The organism is Pseudoalteromonas sp. T1lg65 (genome assembly GCF_051930985.1).
Lineage (GTDB): Bacteria > Pseudomonadota > Gammaproteobacteria > Enterobacterales > Alteromonadaceae > Pseudoalteromonas.
Genome location: NZ_CP196837.1, coordinates 2,229,008 through 2,249,731, shown reverse-complemented (window position 1 = coordinate 2,249,731; position 20,724 = coordinate 2,229,008). Strand labels below are relative to the sequence as shown.

At 42.2% G+C, this 20,724-nt stretch carries 13 protein-coding genes and 1 tRNA gene; 10 read left to right on the top strand and 4 right to left on the bottom strand.

Features of this window, described 5'->3' with window-relative positions:
• The first annotated feature begins 30 nt into the window (after positions 1 to 30).
• Positions 31 to 3,660: a sensor histidine kinase gene (locus ACSLBF_RS09800; protein WP_440053234.1), complete on the top strand. Its 3,630-nt coding sequence runs from the start codon at positions 31 to 33 to the stop codon at positions 3,658 to 3,660.
• Between the two features lie 31 nt (positions 3,661 to 3,691).
• Here the strand turns inward: ACSLBF_RS09800 and metG are convergent, their stop codons facing one another.
• Positions 3,692 to 5,728, bottom strand: a complete 2,037-nt coding sequence (metG, locus tag ACSLBF_RS09795) for a methionine--tRNA ligase (protein WP_440053233.1) — start codon at positions 5,726 to 5,728, stop codon at positions 3,692 to 3,694.
• A 203-nt stretch (positions 5,729 to 5,931) separates the two neighbouring features.
• On the opposite strand from metG, the gene apbC reads away from it, so the two are divergent.
• The gene (apbC, locus tag ACSLBF_RS09790; protein ID WP_440053232.1) at positions 5,932 to 7,020 is read left to right on the top strand and encodes an iron-sulfur cluster carrier protein ApbC; all 1,089 of its coding nucleotides are present in this window, start codon (positions 5,932 to 5,934) and stop codon (positions 7,018 to 7,020) included.
• A gap of 406 nt (positions 7,021 to 7,426) precedes the next feature.
• The gene (locus ACSLBF_RS09785; RefSeq protein WP_440053231.1) at positions 7,427 to 9,871 is read left to right on the top strand and encodes a putative bifunctional diguanylate cyclase/phosphodiesterase; all 2,445 of its coding nucleotides are present in this window, start codon (positions 7,427 to 7,429) and stop codon (positions 9,869 to 9,871) included.
• Here the strand turns inward: ACSLBF_RS09785 and ACSLBF_RS09780 are convergent.
• Entirely contained in the window at positions 9,795 to 10,625 is an 831-nt protein-coding gene (locus tag ACSLBF_RS09780) for a CLCA_X family protein (RefSeq protein ID WP_440053230.1), read from the bottom strand. The two genes, ACSLBF_RS09785 and ACSLBF_RS09780, sit on opposite strands and share 77 nt — an antisense overlap.
• Positions 10,612 to 11,211 (bottom strand): tRNA-uridine aminocarboxypropyltransferase, encoded by a 600-nt coding sequence (locus tag ACSLBF_RS09775; RefSeq protein WP_440053229.1) that lies wholly within the window; start codon positions 11,209 to 11,211, stop codon positions 10,612 to 10,614. Before ACSLBF_RS09775 ends, ACSLBF_RS09780 begins: the two co-directional genes overlap by 14 nt.
• Positions 11,212 to 11,351: 140 nt before the next feature.
• Between ACSLBF_RS09775 and ACSLBF_RS09770 the strand changes: the two genes are divergently transcribed.
• From ACSLBF_RS09770 to ACSLBF_RS09745, 6 genes are all read left to right on the top strand, one after another.
• Complete coding sequence (locus tag ACSLBF_RS09770; RefSeq protein ID WP_440053228.1) at positions 11,352 to 11,696, top strand: Hpt domain-containing protein; 345 nt, start codon at positions 11,352 to 11,354, stop codon at positions 11,694 to 11,696.
• Positions 11,697 to 11,858: 162 nt separating this feature from the next.
• The gene (locus ACSLBF_RS09765) at positions 11,859 to 13,073 is read left to right on the top strand and encodes a pyridoxal phosphate-dependent aminotransferase (RefSeq protein WP_440053227.1); all 1,215 of its coding nucleotides are present in this window, start codon (positions 11,859 to 11,861) and stop codon (positions 13,071 to 13,073) included.
• Between the two features lie 435 nt (positions 13,074 to 13,508).
• Positions 13,509 to 14,528, top strand: coding sequence for an efflux RND transporter periplasmic adaptor subunit (locus ACSLBF_RS09760; RefSeq protein ID WP_440053226.1), 1,020 nt, complete (start codon positions 13,509 to 13,511; stop codon positions 14,526 to 14,528).
• Between the two features lies 1 nt (position 14,529).
• Complete coding sequence (locus ACSLBF_RS09755) at positions 14,530 to 17,625, top strand: efflux RND transporter permease subunit (protein ID WP_440053225.1); 3,096 nt, start codon at positions 14,530 to 14,532, stop codon at positions 17,623 to 17,625.
• Between the two features lie 667 nt (positions 17,626 to 18,292).
• A tRNA-Ser gene (locus ACSLBF_RS09750) sits at positions 18,293 to 18,383 on the top strand.
• A 51-nt stretch (positions 18,384 to 18,434) separates the two neighbouring features.
• A complete protein-coding gene (locus ACSLBF_RS09745; protein WP_440053224.1) occupies positions 18,435 to 18,818 on the top strand; it encodes a hypothetical protein in 384 nt (127 codons plus the stop codon).
• A 307-nt stretch (positions 18,819 to 19,125) separates the two neighbouring features.
• Here ACSLBF_RS09745 and ACSLBF_RS09740 read toward each other — a convergent pair whose 3' ends face one another.
• Positions 19,126 to 19,590: a hypothetical protein gene (locus ACSLBF_RS09740; protein WP_440053223.1), complete on the bottom strand. Its 465-nt coding sequence runs from the start codon at positions 19,588 to 19,590 to the stop codon at positions 19,126 to 19,128.
• A gap of 128 nt (positions 19,591 to 19,718) precedes the next feature.
• Here ACSLBF_RS09740 and ACSLBF_RS09735 point away from each other — a divergent pair, with 128 nt between their 5' ends.
• A complete protein-coding gene (locus tag ACSLBF_RS09735) occupies positions 19,719 to 20,705 on the top strand; it encodes a WD40 repeat domain-containing protein (RefSeq protein WP_440053222.1) in 987 nt (328 codons plus the stop codon).
• The last annotated feature ends 19 nt before the right edge of the window (positions 20,706 to 20,724 follow it).

Here is a 20,724-nt window from a genome sequence, read left to right as displayed (position 1 = left end):
ACCAAATTTTCCGAAATGGTTCACCTTTGCGTGGTTAAAGTATTATTGGCTGGACTAAGTGTTTTATGCTCGCTTCCATGTTGGTCTAATACTTTTCCTGAGTTTAGCGATACTGCACAAGTTATGCATTGGTATGACTATAATTCAGGTCTTAGCCAAGTTACTGTCACATCAATTGCACAAGACCAACTGGGTTACATCTGGGTTGGAACTCAAGCTGGATTAAACCGGTTTGATGGACACGAGTTTATTAATTTCCAAGTTGAGCAAAGTAATGAAGATCGGTTAGCTGGAGCATTTATAACTTCACTTTGTCACAGTGGCAAACTGGTGTGGATTGGTACTCGCACTGGATTGAGCGTTTATGACACTGAGCTTGGCACATTTCAATCTATTTTGGCTGGACAATACGAGGCCGTTAGTTCGGATAGAGTGCTAGGAACTGAGTGCTATGGGGATTCGGTTACCGTATCTACTGAAGAGGGCGAAGCTTACCGCGTTGATGCCAATACGTTAACACCACAAAAGCTCTATTTGACTGGAAAATTTATCCGTGAGGCCAGAGAAACTCAAAGCGCCTTCCTTTATTTGAGTGACAAGGGCTTAATTTCACAGCCAAAGGATAAAGTAGGGGCGGAAGTCTTGCTGGAAGGCGCATTTAAGGAGATGGCACACTCGGGTCAACGGATCTACTTAGTTGACGAAGAAGAAAACCTTGTCGGTTATGACACGCAATTCGGTAAAATAATCTGGAAAAAGCGCATCTCGGATAAAATCAATTTTGCACTCTATCAGGTATCGGTCAGAGCAAATGAAATATTGGTGTCTTCAAACAACGGTGTCTTCATTCTTGACCTACAAGGTGAAATAAAGCACCACTGGTACAAGCGCGCTGAGCAGGATAATGGTCTTCGAGATAATAATGTCATGAGCGTTTTACGAGACCAGAATGGTGATTTGTGGATAGGTACTGAGACTCAAGGGTTACATTTTTTTAGTCAGCTCAGCGAATCATTTGGTCATGTCAGTGAACACAACTATCCTCACTCACCGATTGGACACGCAGATATTCGCAGTTTTGAACTCGATGAGTCTGATAGATTGTGGATAGGGACTTCTTCGGGGGCGTATATATTCGCAAATGGCGGGTTTGTCGCCGCGCAGCGGATTTTTCCCCAGCTTTCCATTCTGAAAGGCGCGTTTATTACTCAAGTTAGAATTTACGACAATGTACTTTGGGTGACAACACGAGGAGAAGGAGTCATCAGATACGGATTGATAGATGGAGAGCTTTTTCACCTAAAACCAAACTCAGATAACGGCCCAGAACTGAGCTTTAATGACATTTATCGCTATCAAGGAGACATATTATTTAGTTCCAGAACGCTTGGAGTGATGCGCTTCGATACTACTACAAAAACACTGGTGCCATTTTTTGAACATCATGAACATGCACCAAATCATGTGTCTTCGATGCGAAAGGTGGGGCAAGATTTATGGTTTGGCACCATCGGTGAGGGCTTGTTCAAATACAGCCAAGGCCAGCTTTACAATATTAGTACCGCCGATGGACTAGAATCGAACCTCGTTTTTATGCTAGATGAAGATCCAATGCAGCGGATTTGGGCAGCCAGTGAGACGGGTGTTACGTTAATTGACAAAAATTTCAAAGTGGTTGAAACCATTACAGAAGCCGATGGATTGAGTAACGAAGCAATATGGGGCCTTATCTTTGATGGTCATAACCATATGTGGTTGGGGACTAGCGGTGGGTTATCTCGAGTTAATGTAAATGATTTAGACATAGATAATTTTCTACCGGTGGATGGTGTGCAAGCGCACGAGTTTAATTACAATGCAGCTTGGCGCGCACCAGATGGGCGTGTTTTTATGGGAGGAGCAAAGGGGTTTAATCAGTTTTTTCCACAAAATGTTGCCATTTCAAATAGTGTTCGGCCATTACTCGTGTCGAGTATCGAGTTACTTGGAGAGCCACTTTCGCCAAGTAAAAATGGTTTATTATCGGTAGCGCCGGAACTAGCTGAGTCTATCTCATTAAAATACGACCAAAATATTATCTCTTTACAATATTCAAGCTTGGACTATGGTTCGGCAGATTTACGGTTTTACTACCGTGTTGTGGGGTTGAGCGATAAATGGCTAAAGCTAGCAAGTGGTGTAAGACAAATTAACTTATTACAGCTTGAGCCGGGAGATTACACGGTCCAAACTTACACTATTAATCGCTTCAATTTACACTCGCCGATCCACGAATTTAATATCCATATTTCAGCACCAATTTGGTGGAATAACTTATCAAAAACCATTTATCTACTCATCATCATCATCATTTTTGCTTTAGTGATTAGAGCGCGACAGCAGCGCTATCAGCAGGTGGTCGCAGACAATAGGAAAATGTCCGAATTACAAGAGCGGCTAGAGTTTTCTCTGTGGGCTAGCGGCGATGAGTTATGGGATTGGCATGTACAATCTGGGCGGATTTTTAGATTTGCAGTTAACCCAAGAATTGATTATGGGACCGCCAATGAGTTTTTATCCTCAGATGAATTAAATCAGTTTGTCCACCCAGACGATGTAAAACAATTAGAGTCAAAGTTAGAAGCTTGCTTAAGTGGTGAAGTGGACACCTACGAAGTTGCGGTGCGAGTAAAAACAAGTCAAGGCGACTGGACGTGGGCATTGGACCGCGGCAAGGTTGTGGTTCGTGACCATCATGGTAAAGCCGAACGCATTGCTGGAGCGCTCAAAGACATCGCAGATCTTAAAGCTCATCAACAAGCGCTACAAAGACTCAATGAGCAACTTGAAATTAAAGTCGCAATGCGTACCGACGAACTGTACAAAAAGAACCAAAAACTAGAACAAGCTATGATCGAGCTAAAACGGGCTCAGGATGACTTAATCGAAAGTGAAAAAATGGCTTCCTTAGGTGCTGTGGTTGCGGGGGTCGCACATGAAATTAACACTCCGTTAGGTGTTGCTATTACCGCGCTTTCTTACAATGAAGACAGCTTAAATCGGATAAAAACCCAATTTGAAAGCAAAGCATTGACTCAAAGTGAGCTGGCCGCGGCAATACAAACTCAGCTTGAGGGCTATGGGTTGATCAACCGAAACTTAAGCAGAGCAGAAAGTCTAATTTCTAATTTTAAGCAAGTGGCTGTCGATCAATCTAGCGAGTCACAACGAGAAATAAATCTTCTTTCATATTTATTCGATGTTTTTGAGTCTTTAAAACCATTGTCGAAGGGTAAAAATATTGATTTGCATATTGGTGGTGATAAACAGGTTGTGATCTCCACTTTCCCAGGGGCTATTTATCAAATATTGACCAACCTTTTCAGTAACTCTTTGATCCATGGATTTGAGCAAAATGATAAAGGACAGGTTAATGTGCTAGTTAGCCAACATAGTAACAGCTGGAAAATCACTTATACAGACGATGGTAAAGGGATGGATGAAAACTTGCAAAAAACCATGTTCGAACCGTTTGTGACTACTAAACGTAATCAAGGCGGATGTGGGTTGGGCATGCATATTGTGTATAACTTGGTGACTCAGTTGCTAAAAGGGGAGATACGTTGTAAAACCTCAGAAGGCGAAGGAATAGAAATAACCATTACAGTACCGACAGAATAGCCCCTCGTAAGAAGAGGGGCTATTACCGAACTTACATCACACGCATACCAGGTTTGGCACCATCATGAGGGTTTAAAATATAGATTTCTTTGCCTCCCGGTCCTGCCGCAAGGACCATACCTTCCGACATACCAAAGCGCATTTTTCTAGGCTTTAAGTTTGCAACCATTACCGTTAATTTACCAATTAAATCCTCAGGAGCGTAAGCCGACTTTATACCAGCGAAAACTTGTCGAGTTTCACCGCCTAGATCCAAAGTTAATTTAAGTAGCTTATCGGCACCATCAACATGTTCAGCATTGGCAATTTGTGCCACACGTAAATCCACTTTAGCAAAGTCATCGAACTCGATTTCTGCTGCAATTGGTTCTTTAGAAAGTGGGCTATTTTCATCAGTCTTAGTTTGCTTAGTCGCAACTTTTGACTCAAGGCTTTCTTTTGATGCATCTACCATTGCCGTGACCTTTTCAGGCTCAACCCGTTGCATCAATGCCTTAAACTTATTAATTTCATGACCAACCAGTGGTACTGCCACGCTTGACCATTTTAGTTCGGTATTCAAAAATGATTCTACATTTTTTGCCATGCCTGGGAGGATTGGTTTCAAGTAAGTCATTAATACGCGGAATAGGTTTAGACCCATTGAGCAAACTTGATGCGCGCGCTCAAGCGTCTCATCACTTTTTGCCAATACCCAAGGAGCTTCTGCATCGATAAATTGGTTTGCTTTGTCTGCCAGCGCCATAATTTCTCTGACCGCACGGCTATATTCACGGTTTTCGAAGTGCTCAGCAATGATTTGCTGTGCCTCACTGAAGCTGTTTAATAGCGCTTCGTCCATAACAGAGTCGCTAAGCTTGCCATCAAACTTCTTAGTAATAAAGCCAGCACAACGGCTCGCAATATTAACCACTTTACCAACGAGATCCGCGTTCACGCGTTGGGCAAAATCGTCTAAGTTCAAGTCTAAATCAGTAATGCCACTGTTTAGTTTTGCAGCGTAGTAATAACGTAAATATTCAGGATCTAGATGCTCTAAATAAGTTCTAGCCTTGATAAACGTTCCTTTTGACTTAGACATTTTTGCACCGTTAACGGTAACAAAGCCATGTGCAAATACGTTATTTGGCTTACGGAAATTAGCACCGTCAAGCATAGCTGGCCAAAATAAACTGTGGAAATAGATGATGTCTTTACCGATGAAGTGGTAAAGCTCTGCCTCCGAGCCTTCAGCCCAGAATTCGTCGAAGTTTAGCCCTTGCTTTTCACAAAGGTTTTTGAAACTCGCCATGTAGCCGATAGGTGCATCAAGCCACACATAAAAATATTTGCCAGGTGCGCCTGGAATTTCAAATCCGAAGTAAGGAGCATCACGGCTGATGTCCCATTGCTGTAGGCCGTCTGCAAACCATTCATCAAGTTTGTTTGCCATTTCTGATTGGATGCTACCGGAGCGAAGCCAGCTTTTCAGCATGTCTTCGAAGGCTGGAAGATCAAAAAAGTAGTGTTCGGAGTCTTTAAGCACCGGTGTGGCTCCAGACATGGCTGAACGAGGCTCTATCAGTTCCGTTGGGCTATAAGTCGCACCACAAGCATCACAACTGTCGCCATTTTGATCTTCAGATTTACATGTCGGGCAAGTTCCGGTGACAAATCGGTCAGGCAAAAAGATATTTTTTTCAGGATCGAACAGCTGAGAAATCGTCCGTTTTTTGATATGACCTTTTTCATTAAGGCGGTTGTAGATCAACTCGCTTAATTCGCGGTTCTCATCACTGTGAGTACTGTGATAATTGTCGAATTCAATATTAAAGTCAGCAAAATCACGTTGTCGCTCAATACTTACGTTCTTCACCATTTCTTCTGGTGTAATACCTTGCTTTTGAGCATTTAGCATGATTGGTGTACCGTGGGCATCGTCAGCACAAACGTAATACGTTTCATGTTCACGAAGCTTTTGATAGCGAGACCAAATATCAGTTTGAATGTACTCAAGCAAATGACCTAGGTGGGTAGGTCCATTCGCGTAAGGTAAAGCGCTAGTAATGAGAATTTTTCTCTTGGTCATAACAATTCCATGAAATTAAGGCGGTCAGGTGCTTACTGTGTCAACTTGTTAGCGTATTTAAAGCATTAGAGTCTGTTGTTTGCAACAGCTTAAAGTGCTGGCTTTTTGCACTGTGACCGAGAACCGCGAATTGACTGGTTTTAATGAAGTGAATGTTACATAATTCCAGCGTCATTTTCATCACCCGAAGGAGTTTAATTTACATGTTTGGTTTGGAAAAATTATTTACACGAGGAAAATCATCCAAACAACGAGTGATTGAGCTCCTAAGTCGATACCGAAGCACCGCGTTTCCCGTAGGTATTGAAGCCAATTGGGTAACCTCAATTGAGGAAAAAGATGGCGGTGTTGTAGTATCCATTAATTTTCCATTTGCTGTTGATTGTAATTCACCGCTCCAGACATATCTGCAAAAAGAGCTGGCTTGTAACGTTGAGATAAATAGTCAGGTTATTGTTGTTGGTAAGCCCGCTTTTAAATCAATAAAGCACATTATTTTGGTCGCATCAGGTAAGGGGGGAGTTGGGAAATCAACAACCGCGCTTAATTTGGCATACGGACTTGCGAGTCAGGGCGGTAAGGTAGGGATTTTAGATGCTGATATTTATGGCCCATCCATGCCAAGTTTATTGGGCCTTGAGAACCAAAAACCAAATACGACGGATAATAAAACACTGGAGCCATTACAAAAAAATGGTATTAAGGTTATGTCGATAGGGTTTTTAGTTGACCAGAATGACGCGACGGTATGGCGAGGTCCAATGGCTTCACAAGCGTTGACACAGTTGTTGAATGAAACCAATTGGGGGGAACTTGATTACCTGATTGTCGATATGCCACCAGGGACCGGAGATATTCAGTTGACCATGACTCAAAAGGTGCCAGCAACAGGAGCGATAGTGGTCACTACGCCGCAGACCTTGGCACTAGCCGATGCACAAAAAGGCATTGCAATGTTCGAAAAAGTCCAGTTACCGTTACTAGGATTAGTTGAAAACATGAGCTTTTTTAACTGTGAACACTGTGGCGAACGTAATTATGTTTTTGGTCAAGACGGTGGAGCGAAACTCGCTAGTCGTTATGGTGCGCCGTTATTAGCTGAGATACCGCTGAATAGTGAAATACGTCGCTGTTCAGAAAAAGCCCAGAATATTTTATCCTATGAAGAAAACGCTCCCTCTGAGTCAGCAATGGCACAGCATTATGTCGCTTGTTCGCAGTTAGTGGCAAGCATGATTTATTACCAATCCAATCATCATTCCAGTGTTGAAATTGTAGTCACCCAAGATTAGGTGTTAGTGTCAGAAATCAGAAATCAGAGTTCGATATGGTTCGGTTGCCATTTGATTACTAATAAAAAAGTAATCGAAAAGACCAATAAACGCATATGATGCTTCGCAAATTAATCGCTTTAGTGGTTAATTTGCCCGCCGCCTTGGCATATAGCCTCAGAACAACCATACTTTAGTTGTAAAAGTACCTGTGTTTAAAAAACTGCCTTGTAATATGATGAAATATGAAGTGGTGTAATTTGTCACTATTATTGGTTTATCTTTTAGACTATTAGTTTGGCTAGGATCCTTATTTGTTGTTTATAAGGGACTTGATGTAGTTATACAGCAGTACAAAGCGGCTTTGAACGTAGTTAGGTCGGTCATATTTTTTGGTGATGTCCTAAAGAACTCAAGGAGAACAGAGATGTGGCTATTTTTTGCTAGGGTCTTCTTAGCAATCTTAGTGGTAAGTTTACCCACTAAGGCGGTGGCTATCGACAATTCTGAGTACTCAATTTCTGTCTTTGTTGATCAGGCTAACCAGTATGACCTAGGTGCAAAGTTCTCTGAAAAGTCGTTATTTGAAGCCAAAAAGCAACCATTTATTATTCCAAGAGGTATCGCAGTTTGGATACGAGTCGATATCGCGCCTCGTGATTTCAATGGCATAATCCAAGTACAGCGACCTGCAATGGGCAGAGTGGAGTTTTATGCTTTAAGTGAGGAAGGAACACTTGAAGCTGTACAGTCAGATTCTTTCTTTCCTCTGCCTTTCTTTAATCCACATTTGCGCATCGATGAATTTTCGAAAACAAGCTATTTTTTCAAGGTTACCTCGCCTTATGTCACCGCAGTTGAAACCCAATTTACAGACGTACAAACATTTAATAGGCAAGTCAATCAATCTTTAATAATCAATGGTGCTTTTGTCGGGATGGTTGTGTTGACGAGTGTTTACATGTTTGCCTCAGGTTGGTTTGGACAACGTCGCAGCCTAATCGCCACAGGGGCCTATTTGTTGTCTTTGATCCTTTTATATGCGACTTATCGGGGGCTGTCTGACGTATTTGTAGCGCATGATTACAGTCAGGCATTTATCGATCTGAGCGACAGCATGTTGTGCGCTTCACTGGGGTTCGCACTGTTGTTTTTTTATTTCTTTTTGTCTCGTCGAAGACTCAGCAACTTTGTTAATAGAGTAATAAAGTTAACCGCTTATGGAATGCTGGGTATTGGCTTATTCATTGGTTTGTATCGATTTAATATGCCATTTGCGTTTCAATCGGTTTTGGCACTTATTACGCTTATCAATATAGCGTTTATTCTATCACAACAAACTAAAAGTAAAGAGCTGGTGATCATGTGTCTTTGCTGGAGCCCGGTATTGGTAATATTTGTAGACTTTGCCGCGCTACAAGTTTTCCAGTGGCAATATCAGTTAAGTAATATTAATCAGGGCTTGGTGGTTTTACATTTACTATTACTGATGTTGTTCGTTGTTTGGCATGACGCCAACACCCGCAGACGTTTTCAAATGTTATCAGAGGTTGATAAAGAAACCGGCTTACCAAATAAAAGCTCGTTGATGCAAGTACTAGCCCGAAGTGAAAAACACCATTTACCACATACTTTAATACTGTTTAAGCCGAAAATATTGCCGTTAATAAAATTGAACTTTGGGATTTCATATTCAAATCTTCAGATCCGCAGATTATTTGGCGAACTAGCGCGGCAACTTAACTCCTATAGCAGTGCAGCGGTTGATAAAGAAGCAGAAATGCCCATCTATCGTGTCGATGAACATGTATTTGCTTTGGTATTAGGTGGAAAAATAGAGGTGAGTCAGGTCGAGCAATATGTTTGCATTTTGTCTGCGGTGTTTGAAGATGGTATTGAATTACATGAAACACAGCTTGTTGATGAATTAGAGGTTGGTGTGGCTAACTATCCTATGCATGCGAAGAACAGTGACAAGTTAATCCAAAGGGCAATGCAGGCATTAAGCACACAATCGCTAAAAGGTCGCCGTTGGCACCTTTATGATGTTGAGAGCTCTATGTCTTCTGAACGAAGATTAAAACTGACATCCCATTTGAAAACAGCCATTGAGCAGCAGCAAATGAGCTTATTTTATCAACCTCAAATTTGCTTAAGAACAGGTAAGCTTTATGGAGCTGAAGCATTGCTGCGCTGGAATCATCCTGAGTTTGGCTACATTCCACCTGACGAATTTATTCCGCTTGCTGAGTCTTCAGGGCAGATTTATCGCCTAACGGAGTGGGTGGTTGAACAAGCGCTCTTAGCCCAAGTCGAATTTACCAAAAAATACCACCGGCATGTTATTTCGTTCAATATTTCAAGCAAAGATTTGGCAACGAAAGACCTTTCCGTCCAGCTGATCACCTTGATAAATGAGCTATCACTCGCACCCTCACAGATTATTGTTGAAGTGACAGAGTCTGTGACTATTGGCCAGGAGGAAGAAGTTAAGGAAATGCTCAATGACTTTAAATCAATAGGAGTAAAGGTCGCAATTGACGATTTTGGTACGGGTTACTCATCATTAGCGTATTTAAGTAATCTTGGTTTTGACGAGCTGAAAATTGATAAAGGCTTTGTGATGGGACTAGAAAGCTCACAGAGCAACCAAACTATTTGTAAGGCGACATGTGATATGGCACACAACCTTGGTTCTCAAGTTGTTGCCGAGGGAGTTGAGGACCTATACAGCTATGCCAAGATGAAAGCTCTGGGGTGCGATATTGCTCAGGGGTATTTTATCTCTAGACCGATTAATTATGACGAATATCAGCTGTGGGTGTTAAAGGTGACTCAAGCTGACGATATAAAAGCTTTCCTAGCAAATTAAAATAACACTTTATGGCTTGAGCCGCTTCAATCCGTTGTTGTATTGTCGGATAGAGTCCCAACACACTGTTTGAACGAAGTACATCGTCAACCAAAAAAGTATTTTTAATCTCGTCATCAAAAGCCACAATTGTTTCAAACATTCTTGCTGTAAGCTCCTCGGGTCTTGCGTAATAAAAACTGCCCCGACTGGCATCTAATGCCCTTGCTTGGTTGAAAAAGTTGCTGCATCTATCACCATCTGGACTTAAAAGCGTTGCAGCATAAAAATCTGCAAGATGCGCATTGATGGCGTGAGGATTAAGTTGTTCTGTAGTTAACCAAGCCGAAGACGCAAAAGCTTTGCTCGGAGCAACAAAAAGGTGTTTGGTAATGTGGTGGTCGAATGCATGCCACCATTCGTGCGCCAGCGCTCCCGCTCCCGCGTTTTTGGCCAGTGCGAGGGTGCGGCTGCTTGAATCATAATGGGCCTGAACTCCTTTTTGACCACCACTGCCAAATGCGAAGTTTAATGTATTCCTAAGTCCAATGGTGGTGGGAGGTATCGATAGAATTTGTGCTAAATCGGCTAATGCGTCGTAGATTAAATTGGCGGCTAAGTGCTTTTCTTCGGTTGATACCCAAGCTCCAATGGTCATCGTTTTAAAACCGAAAGTCTGCTTAATTTCCTCGAAACAGACCTGGTCGCCAAAGCGATAGTCGGGCCCTGTTCGGATGAATTTTTGTTTTAAGCGCGAAAACTCACTTTTTTTCATAGCGCTGTTTTACCGCTGTGGGCATAAATTTCATTTGTTCACTAACCATACCTGATTGCAGCCTCATTAATGCAGAGAAATCAGCTTGTTCATATAACGACAAAAATTGACTTGTTGCCTCTAACGTTGACAGGCTATATTCGTGTATAGATTTACGAATGGTATATTGGCTTTGATCACTCACGTTAAGCTGTAAACTGGGAAATTTGTGCAACCAAGGGTTTAGTTGATAGATTTTTGTGGCCTTTTTCCAGGTTGCATCAATCAATATCAGGGTATTGATGGTAAGACTAGCAGCACTCTTTGTGGTCAGTGCAACAGCATTGCTATTCGGGTAAAGTAAGTATGTGTCTGCATCTTGTAGTTGTTTCTGCAGATTTGCAAAGTCACTTTCAGATTCACCGACAACAAGTTCAACATTTTTGAGCTGTAACGACAAAAGTTGAGCGGTATTTTTAGCTACCTTTGTTTCTTGAGGATGCTGCAAGATGACAATCTTGGTTAAATTGTCAATTTGGGGCTCAATGTATTTGCAAATGCAGGTAGTCTGTGGGAATTTGCAGCGAGTGCAGTTCAGCCTTTTCATAATCGGTATATTTTACAAAGTGTGAATACAATGGTTTTTGTCTAAGCGGCTATTCTAACATACTGCGGCCTAATTACTTTGCACATAAACTGACATTTGGCTAGCATTAGAACAGATTAAACAGGTCTTTAAGGAAAGTTATGAGCGTAAAGATTGATGAAAGTGCATTAGAAAACATGCAGTTATTACTTGGAGAACAATTTGAAGATACTGTGCACTTTTGTTGCTCGGAATTTGAAAGGTTAGAGAGTGAATTAATGTCGGCGATGAACTCTGATAAAGAAGCTGCAATTAGGCATGCCCATAGCCTAAAGTCTAATGCTGCCCAATTTGGTGCTGTGAGCCTAAGCTCTGTGGCTCGAAATATAGAGCAAGGGCTTGTTCAAGAACAACAAGAAATTGTTGAAGATGCAATTGCCTTGTTAGCTGACGAGGTTGCAGGTTCTGCGGCAGCCTTACAGGCCTGGATTGCCGACAATCCGTAGCTGTTAAGTTTGAATTTTACGAATGAAGCAGCTTAATAAGCTGCTTTTTTATTGCCTGAAATAGATATCGAAATCAACAACAATAAATGCGAGTTTTCTCATGTATATTCGCTAGTCAGCCACCTATTGCATAAGGTATTCTGGGAGAAATGAGGGGGGAAAATGCTACAAATAACAAAAAGTAATAAATTAAATGGTGTTAGCTACGATATTCGTGGACCAGTTTTAGAACAAGCTAAAAAGATGGAAGACGAGGGCATGAAAGTGCTTAAGTTGAACATTGGAAATCCTGCAGCGTTTGGGTTTGATATGCCAGAAGATATGCACAGGGACATCATCCGAAACTTATATTCTGCACAAGGCTATTGTGACTCTAAAGGGTTATATTCCGCGAGAGTAGCAGTGTATCAGCATTATCAACAGAAAGGGTTTCCTCATTTAAATGTGGATAATATTTTTATCGGGAATGGGGTCAGTGAGCTGATCCAAATGACGGCACAAGCTTTGTTAAACGACGGTGATGAGGTTTTGATCCCAGCGCCGGATTATCCGCTATGGACGGCGGCGGTAAAACTATCCGGTGGTAATCCTGTCCATTACCTATGTGATGAAGAACAAGATTGGTTTCCTGATATCGCAGATATCAAGTCAAAAATAACAAAAAAAACCAAAGCATTGGTCCTAATTAACCCTAATAACCCGACTGGCGCAGTGTATGACGAGTCGTTGTTAGAGGCGTTAATAAACATCGCTCGAGAACATAAACTGTTAGTGTTGAGTGATGAAATTTATGAAAAAATCTTGTATGACGGCGTACAGCACACTTCTATTGCTAGCTTATGTGATGACATTCCCGTGATCACATTTAATGGTTTGGCCAAGACTTATCGTGCGGCGGGTCTAAGAATGGGGTGGATGGTACTCAGTGGCAAACTTGCCGCTGTTCAAGACTTAATTACAGGACTTGAAATGCTTGCATCGATGCGATTATGCGCCAATGTACCTGCGCAATTTGCAATCCAGCAAGCACTAGGCGGAGTGCAATCCATTGACCAGCTTATTGAACCGGGTGGTCGCTTATACGAGCAACGAGATATTGCATATCAAGGGTTATCTGCGATTGATGGCATTAGCTGTGTAAAACCAAAAGGTGCGCTGTATGCGTTTCCCAAGGTTGATATAAAAAAGTTTGCTGTGAAAAACGATGAACGAATGATCCTCGACTTATTGAAGGAAGAAAAAATATTGTTAGTGCATGGTCGGGCGTTTAATTGGCCAAAGCCGGATCATTTCAGATTGGTGTTTTTACCTCATAAAGATGATTTACAACCCGCCATGGAAAAATTGGCACGTTTCTTTGAACAATACCGCCAATAGTTCTTTTGTACTCTCTTAAATTGATTAGGGCTTGTTGATCTTTCAAGTTTGTTTTTGCAGCAGTTTGATTGGCATTGATACAAGGCAGAGCCTGCGTCGCATGGTGATTCTATGTGAGTCAGGCGATTACGTAGTAGAAATGCCAATCAAGCGCTGCCCTCCGGGTTCACTTGTGCATTGTTGCTCAACTTTTGCTTAGATTACTAGGTGGCAGGTCGATCGCCGCGCTCAAAACCCACAGAGGGAACAAAAATCAAATAGCAAAAATCAACGGGCCCTAGTTTTCCCCATGACTTTTAATTCCTTACAGGAGCGATTAGATAAGTTCAACTTATCGCGGTTTAATTGAATATTATCGAATTCACTATCTGCAAATGATCAACAAGTTGATACACTCCGTAGTAACTAAGAATTATTATTATTTACGGAACATCTATGAGCGAAGTACGTCTTTGTTTGCTGCTTTTGGGGCTTATTTTTTTCAGCGATGCATGCTACGCAAGGGCAAAACAGGTAATTGTTGAACCGATCAATTTTGAGCATGAAAGCGAGACCATTCAATCGGTCGGCAGTGCTGAGGCATTTAAGTCTGTGGTGCTTTATCCTGCGGTGGGAGATCGAGTGACAGCATTACACTTTAAGCCTGGAGATGACGTTAAAAAAGGTCAATTATTACTCGAGTTAGACTCTCGTCGTCAAAAGGCATCGCTAATGGAAGCCAAGATTAAACTTGAGGATGCAAACCGTACCGTCAAACGCTTACAAGATAGCCACAAAAAAGGCGCGGTGCCGCGCAGTGACTTGGATGATGCAATTACGCTTCAAGCATTAGCAAAAGTTGCTGTCACTCAAGCTGAAAACGAGCTGCAGGACAGGCAGATAATCGCGCCATTTTCAGGCATTATGGGTCTAACAGATGTTGAGGTAGGGGACAGAATTACCACTCAAACGGCCATTGCAAGTATTGATAGTTACAACAAAATGTACGTTGAGTTTTCGGCTCCTGAATCCGCCTATGCACTTCTAAAGCAAGCCAATCAAGTCTCGTTGATACCTTGGAATAATGCTAACCAAGAAATGCTTGCCAGTATTGAGCAGATAGACTCCCGAGTGGATAAGTCGTCTCGTACCATTAGGGTTAAGGCGCTATTTGATAATGCACGACATGAATTTTTACCGGGAATGAGCTTTCGAGTATCACTCAAGTTAGTGAAACAGGCTTATGCGGTGATCCCTGAAGCAGCATTACTATGGGGCGCAACTGGCCCCTACGTTTGGAAGCAGGTAGACGGCAAAGCTACTCGCATTGAGGTGTCAATTCAGCAGCGTTTGGCGGGGAGGTTACTCGTGTCAGGTGAATTGTACGAAGGAGAGAAACTGGTCGTCGAGGGAGTGCAAAGTTTGCGTCAGGGTCAGGAGATCAAAGCTGCTAATCTGACCGCAGAGGAACGCTAAAATGAATAAATCAGAACTGCCTCAATTACAAGATTTACCCTCGATGGCGATACGCCGTCCAGTTCTAATTATTGTATTAAACTTACTCATCATCATCGCAGGGATTGCTGCGATAGCAGGCGTTGAGGTCAGAGAGCTACCAGATGTCGATAGGCCAAGACTAACAGTATCAGCATCTTTTCCTGGTGGATCGCCTGAAACTGTTGATACGGAGGTAACCAGCAAACTCGAAGGGGCAGTCGCACGTGTCAGTGGGGTCAAGTCAATTAGAGCTCAGAGCGAAGAAAACAATGCCCGTATTGTGGTTGAGTTTCGGCCTGGTATTAATCTTGATGATGCGGCTAATGAAACTCGTGAATCGGTAGCGCGAGTACAGCGCGAGCTACCGGAAGAAGTTGAACGGGTTTCAATTATCAAAGCAGATAACGATGCTGAAGCAGTGGTGTCTCTAACCGTGAGCAGTGAGCTGTTAACGTTAGAAGCATTGACTGAGCGCGTAGAAAAAGATCTGGCACCTCAATTCCTTACCATTCCGGGTGTTGCGGATGTGAGGTTAAATGGCGACAGGGAGCGCGTACTCAGAGTCCGAATTGACCCGCTACTGCTGACCAGTTTCAATTTAACCGTACCCGATGTTGCAGCCGCATTGCGACAAGCACCATTTGACGTGCCTGCGGGCAGTTTAAAATCTGACGACCAACAGTTAATTGTACGTGCTGATGCAACCTCCATAAGTGCTGAACAAGTTGCAGATATCATTATTCAAGGACAAACCCGTATTGGTGATGTGGCTTCAGTCTATTTTGGTCCTGCCGATCCGCGTTCGATGGTGAGATTAGATGGTAAGCCAGTGATTGGATTAGAAATCATCAGACAAGCACAATCAAATACAATCGAGATTTCAGATGAAGTGTTGTCTTTGGTAGAGCAGATAAGAAATCGCTTTAATGATGTCACTCTAACGGTCACATCGGACGATGCGCAATTTATCCGTAGCTCAGTTGACGAAGTATTGAACTCATTAACTATTACTGTGTTGTTAGTGATTTTCACGCTGTGGATTTTTATTGGTTCGTGGCGGGCGACTCTGGTGCCTGCTTTTGCGATTCCAGTGGCATTAATTGGCTCATTAGCACTAATCTGGGCACTTGGCTTCTCTATAAATATTTTAACACTGCTGGCGTTAGTATTAGCGACTGGTCTAATAGTCGATGATGCTATCGTAGTAAGTGAAAATATTCAACGCCGCCGAGCCGCAGGTCTAGGGCGCAGAGCTGCGGCAGTGCTCGGGACTCGAGAAGTATTTTTCGCGGTGGTTGCCACTACCGCAGTACTAGCCGCAGTATTTATACCCATTGCATTTTTGCCTTCTACTGCGGGTAAACTGTTTAGGGAGTTTGGTGGGGTGCTTGCCGGCGCTGTGATTATTTCGTCATTTGTTGCGCTGTCCTTGGTTCCTGCTTTGACCTCAAAATTAAAGTTGAAGCCGCAAGGTAGCAAGCACATGTTTTCAGGCATTGGTCATTATCTTGTGGACAGCTATCGGAGTTCGATTCATTGGGTTCTTGATCATGCATGGTTAACGTTCTGTGGTTGTGTATTACTGGCAACGATTTCAGGTGCACTCTATATCCAGCTAGAAAATGAACTACTCCCCAGTGAAGACAGAGGAAAAATACGCATTTTCGCCCGAGGCCCTGATGGTGTGGGGTTGAACTTTATGGATAGGCAAGCGAAGCAAATGGAAGACATCTTATTGCCGTATGTTGAAAGCGGGGAGATTGAGTCTATTTACACCGTTGTTGGGCAATGGGATCCGAATATTGTATTTATTACAGTCCCGCTAAAACATTGGGATGAACGCCATTTTTCTCAGCAAGAGATCATTAGTAAAATACGCGCGCCGCTTGGAGCAATTCCCGGTGCACCGGGTAGGCCTTTTGGCTCCAACAGTTTGAACTTAAGAGGTCAAGGGGGCGGAATAGAGCTGGCACTTTTAGGTAATGATTATCTTGATATATTTAAAGCGGCTCAATCATTTGCTGCTGCAGTAGAGCAAAAGATACCGGAAGCGGCGCCTGTACAAATATCCTATCAGCCCTCCCAGCCGCAGTTGAGAGTAAATATTGATCGTCGCAGAGCTCAAGAGCTCGGCGTGAGTTTAAGTGATATATCTACCACGCTCAGAGCCGCAATAAATGGTGATGACGTAGCTAATTTAAATGTGGGAGATCAGTCGATTCCGATTATGTTGCAGGCACAAAATCATGTTATACGTTCTCCCAGTGACTTAGCAAATTTGTATGTCGGGAGCCGTTCTGGGGCTTTGGTTCCGCTAAGCAGTTTAGCGGTTATTGTTGAAGAAGGCGTTGCAGCTGAGCTTGAGCGTCATGCGCAGCGCCGAAGCATTGAGTTGGATATGAAACTCCCTGAGAATATCTCGATGGCTGAAATGGTCAGTGAAATACGCGCCATCGCAGATAGCAATCTACCCGACAGTATTTCCCTAGCATTTAAGGGGGAAGCGCTTACATTCGAAGAAACCGCAAATGAAGTGATGCTTACCTATGTGCTGGCGTTTGTTATCGTGTTGTTGGTACTCGCCGCGCAATTTGAAAGCGTAAATAGTGCCGTTGTGGTGATGATCACTGTTCCTTTTGGTATCTCATCTGCAATTTTGGCGTTATACCTAACCGGAACTTCATTGAATATTTATTCGCAAATAGGACTAGTGATGTTGATTGGTTTGATTGCGAAAAATGCAATTCTTTTGGTGGAGTTCGCGGATCAACTACGAGACCAAGGAAGGTGTGTGCGACAAGCAATTGAAGAAGCCGCTGTGATACGCCTGAGACCAATTATGATGACTTTGGTTTCGACGCTGCTAGGGGCTTTACCTTTAATATTGTCAGAAGGGGCGGGTGCAGAAGCTAGAAATGCTATTGGTTGGGTAGTCTTCGGCGGGTTAGGGTTAGCTGTGATATTCACCTTGTATTTAACTCCTGTGGTGTATCTTGCATTAGCGAGGTTTAGCAAACCCAGAGCAGACGAAACCATGTTATTAGCAAACGAGATGGAAAAAGCAGAACGTAATTAATATGAAAGACGTTCTGACTGTTAAAAAAAGCACAACTAACATTGTGCTTTTTTTAATGCTAAGCTAATAGCATTGGTGTATTGAAGCAGTAAAAGTATTGAACTTTCGGAAAGTTTTGTTGTCCGAGTTGAGGTGGTTGTTTTATAGCCAGTAAATTTGTTAGTCTGTTTCAGTCAGTCAACCCAAACATTAACAATAACAATAAAGTTCAGATGTAAAGAAGAAGTGCCATGGGTAATTTATTTCTTAAAGAGCGGGAGAATTGGACAGCGTGGTTTATCTGGAGCGTTTTAGGTAGCGTACTAACGCTCGTCGTGCTTTCATACACAAGCCAAATCTGGTTTGGTTTATCAGCACCAGTGATGATTATTGCCATTCTAAGTATCTGGATGAGCTATTCAAAGCGATTCGATTTTTCCCGTGCATTCAAAATATTATGCGTCGTAGTGTGTATATCATCACTACCAATTTTAGTAAAACATATTGAGCAGCAAAGCGTGGTTCTTGGGATGGTGGACTCTGGGATCACGGTGTTTTGTTTAGTACTGTTTTGTTGCTTAATGGCTTTTTTTGCTAGGCGACCTAAACAGTATTATTAATTCCTAGGAATTTGAAAATTAGTACTTTACAACACTTGCATAAATCCCTAGAATGCGCAGCCAACAACGGAGAGATGGCTGAGTGGTTGAAAGCACCGGTCTTGAAAACCGGCATACGTTAATAGCGTATCTAGGGTTCAAATCCCTATCTCTCCGCCACCTCATTCCCAAAACCGCCTCATTGGCGGTTTTTTTCGTTTGGAGGAAAAAATGTTATCGAATATGTCAATGGATGTGGTAAAGCACTGTTCACTGTGGGTTGTGTTTAGCTATTTTTACCTAAGCGGGCTGAACATGGCGCTGACGCTGTCAATTGATGGTCAACAAGATCCCGATATCAGATATACACTCTTGCACATCTTTGTATTTAACTTACTTGTAGGTCACTTAATTAATAAGTACGAAAAGCGTTGGCCGTTTTTGGCTAGTATCATTATATCGTGCTTTGCAATTATTGGTTTTGGTCACTATGTTTCGGATACATTGATTCTATATAGTGACGAATTAGTTATCGGGCTTTTGCTGTTACTCCCTTTAGCGACATTTAGTGTACAAAAAATCAGAATATATGTAGACGAGAAAGCGGCTTCTTAGTGTAATCCCAATCCTGATAATTATTAATTTTGAGAAGCTAAACCTGACGTTAGCAGGACGCAAGAGCGGTGCTATCGATACGTTTTTCTTGTTTCAAAATAGCTTCACTTCATGAACTGAATTGCTATAACAGCGACAGTTTGATGGTCTTTTTTTGGTAAAATACCAACCAGGCAGGGAATAGTAACAGACTTTTTTACAATAAGTTACAGTTAAAAAGAAGGGCTCTGAAAAAGATAGAGCCCTATAAGATCTCTATTTGTGTTGCTATTCTTGGAAAGCACTATAACGCTTGACCGCCATCAAGTTATCTAGAAAACGGGTCAGAAACAATTCTGTCTATATACCACTTATCTTTTTTGCGGATCATCCGTACGCTTCTCATGTCATCCACTTTTTCGCCGTTGAACTGGCCGGTAAAAATCAGATTCACTTTTGCGTTATCACCGTATTGCTCACGTAGGCTTTGATTCGTCATATCAACTTCAATAGTCACTTCGTCAAACTGCATATTTACTAGGTTACGTGCAAATTGCGAGGCTGTACCATAAGAACGCATAATCCGACCCAAGCGCGGAGTGACGTATTCTAAAGCGAGATTCAAATCATCCTTATTGTACAAAGCATCAAAATAGAGAGTCGCGGTGTAGCCAGGAGTATTCTTATCACCTGATGCGGGTTTTTCTCCACCACATGCACTAAGCAGTAAACTCAGCGCGAACAGTAAAGCGCATTTAACCTGTACTGAAGAAATGATATTGGATAACTTCATATTATTGCTAAATTCGTTCACAATAGATTAAGTTTGTCTGCTCTTTGACGATATGTAAAGTCGGAGACAAAAATTTAATCCTTTTGTATTGCACATGTTGTTGTTTGGTTATTGTTGATTGGTGAGTTATGTTTCATTTTCGCGCATTGGTGTTTAGCTTGCTTACGCTAGTTGTTGGCTGTGGCAGCCAAGTTGAGTTGAGCCAAGGCATTGAAAGCCAACTATCATCTTCAGGGGTCATTCTCGGACATTTTTCTGAGGATGGGGAATGGATCGTAACTGTTGATGAAAGTGCAAAAATCAGTATTTTTGATGAATTACGGCAAGAAATTTTTTCTGTGCCAAAGGATAAAGTCAAACTTCCGGTAATGGAGGTACTGTTATCGAATGACAAAAACATGCTTGTGGTCGCTGGCGAAAATTTGGTGTCTATTTGGTCTGTTGAAAAGAAAAAATTAGTCACCAACATTCCATTTGCTGGAGTCAGTCCACTAGCATCTATTTCAGCTGTTGCGTTATCCAGTGATAACCGACGTCTGTTGGTGGCGATGGATGATGGTTCATTAAATATGGCTGATTTGTTTACTAAATTAAACAATCGTTTTATGCCTCATACTAGGCCCATTCAACATTTAGCCTTTGACAATACTGGAGAGAAATTCGTCACAGGTGCACAAGATGGCAGAGTAGCTTTATGGAATTTTGCCTCACCTGATGCCATCTACGAAACTCAATTTGATCATCGAGTAACCAGCCTAACAGTGAGTAAAGATGGAAAAATGTTGTTCGTGTCCGATGGTCTAAATGCCCAGCATATCTTGGACTTTGAATCAGGTGAACTATTGACTGATCTTAAATACATGGCCAGATTCAAAGTTTTTAGAAAAGCTAAGTTTATAGAGGGGTCGGGCTTACTTGCTACATCTTCCTCAAAGTCCCACTTGTCGATTTGGAAATACGAAAGCGGCGAAGAGGTCGGCACCTGGTCCATTAAAACCCATCGTGATGGCGCGACTATTGTTGATATGTTCGTTGCAGATAAAAATACCTTAGTAACCTTAAATAGCGACGGGATTTTAGAAAAATGGGCATTGAATATGCTGGCAGAGCAGTGACTCCGCCATCTAGTACTCG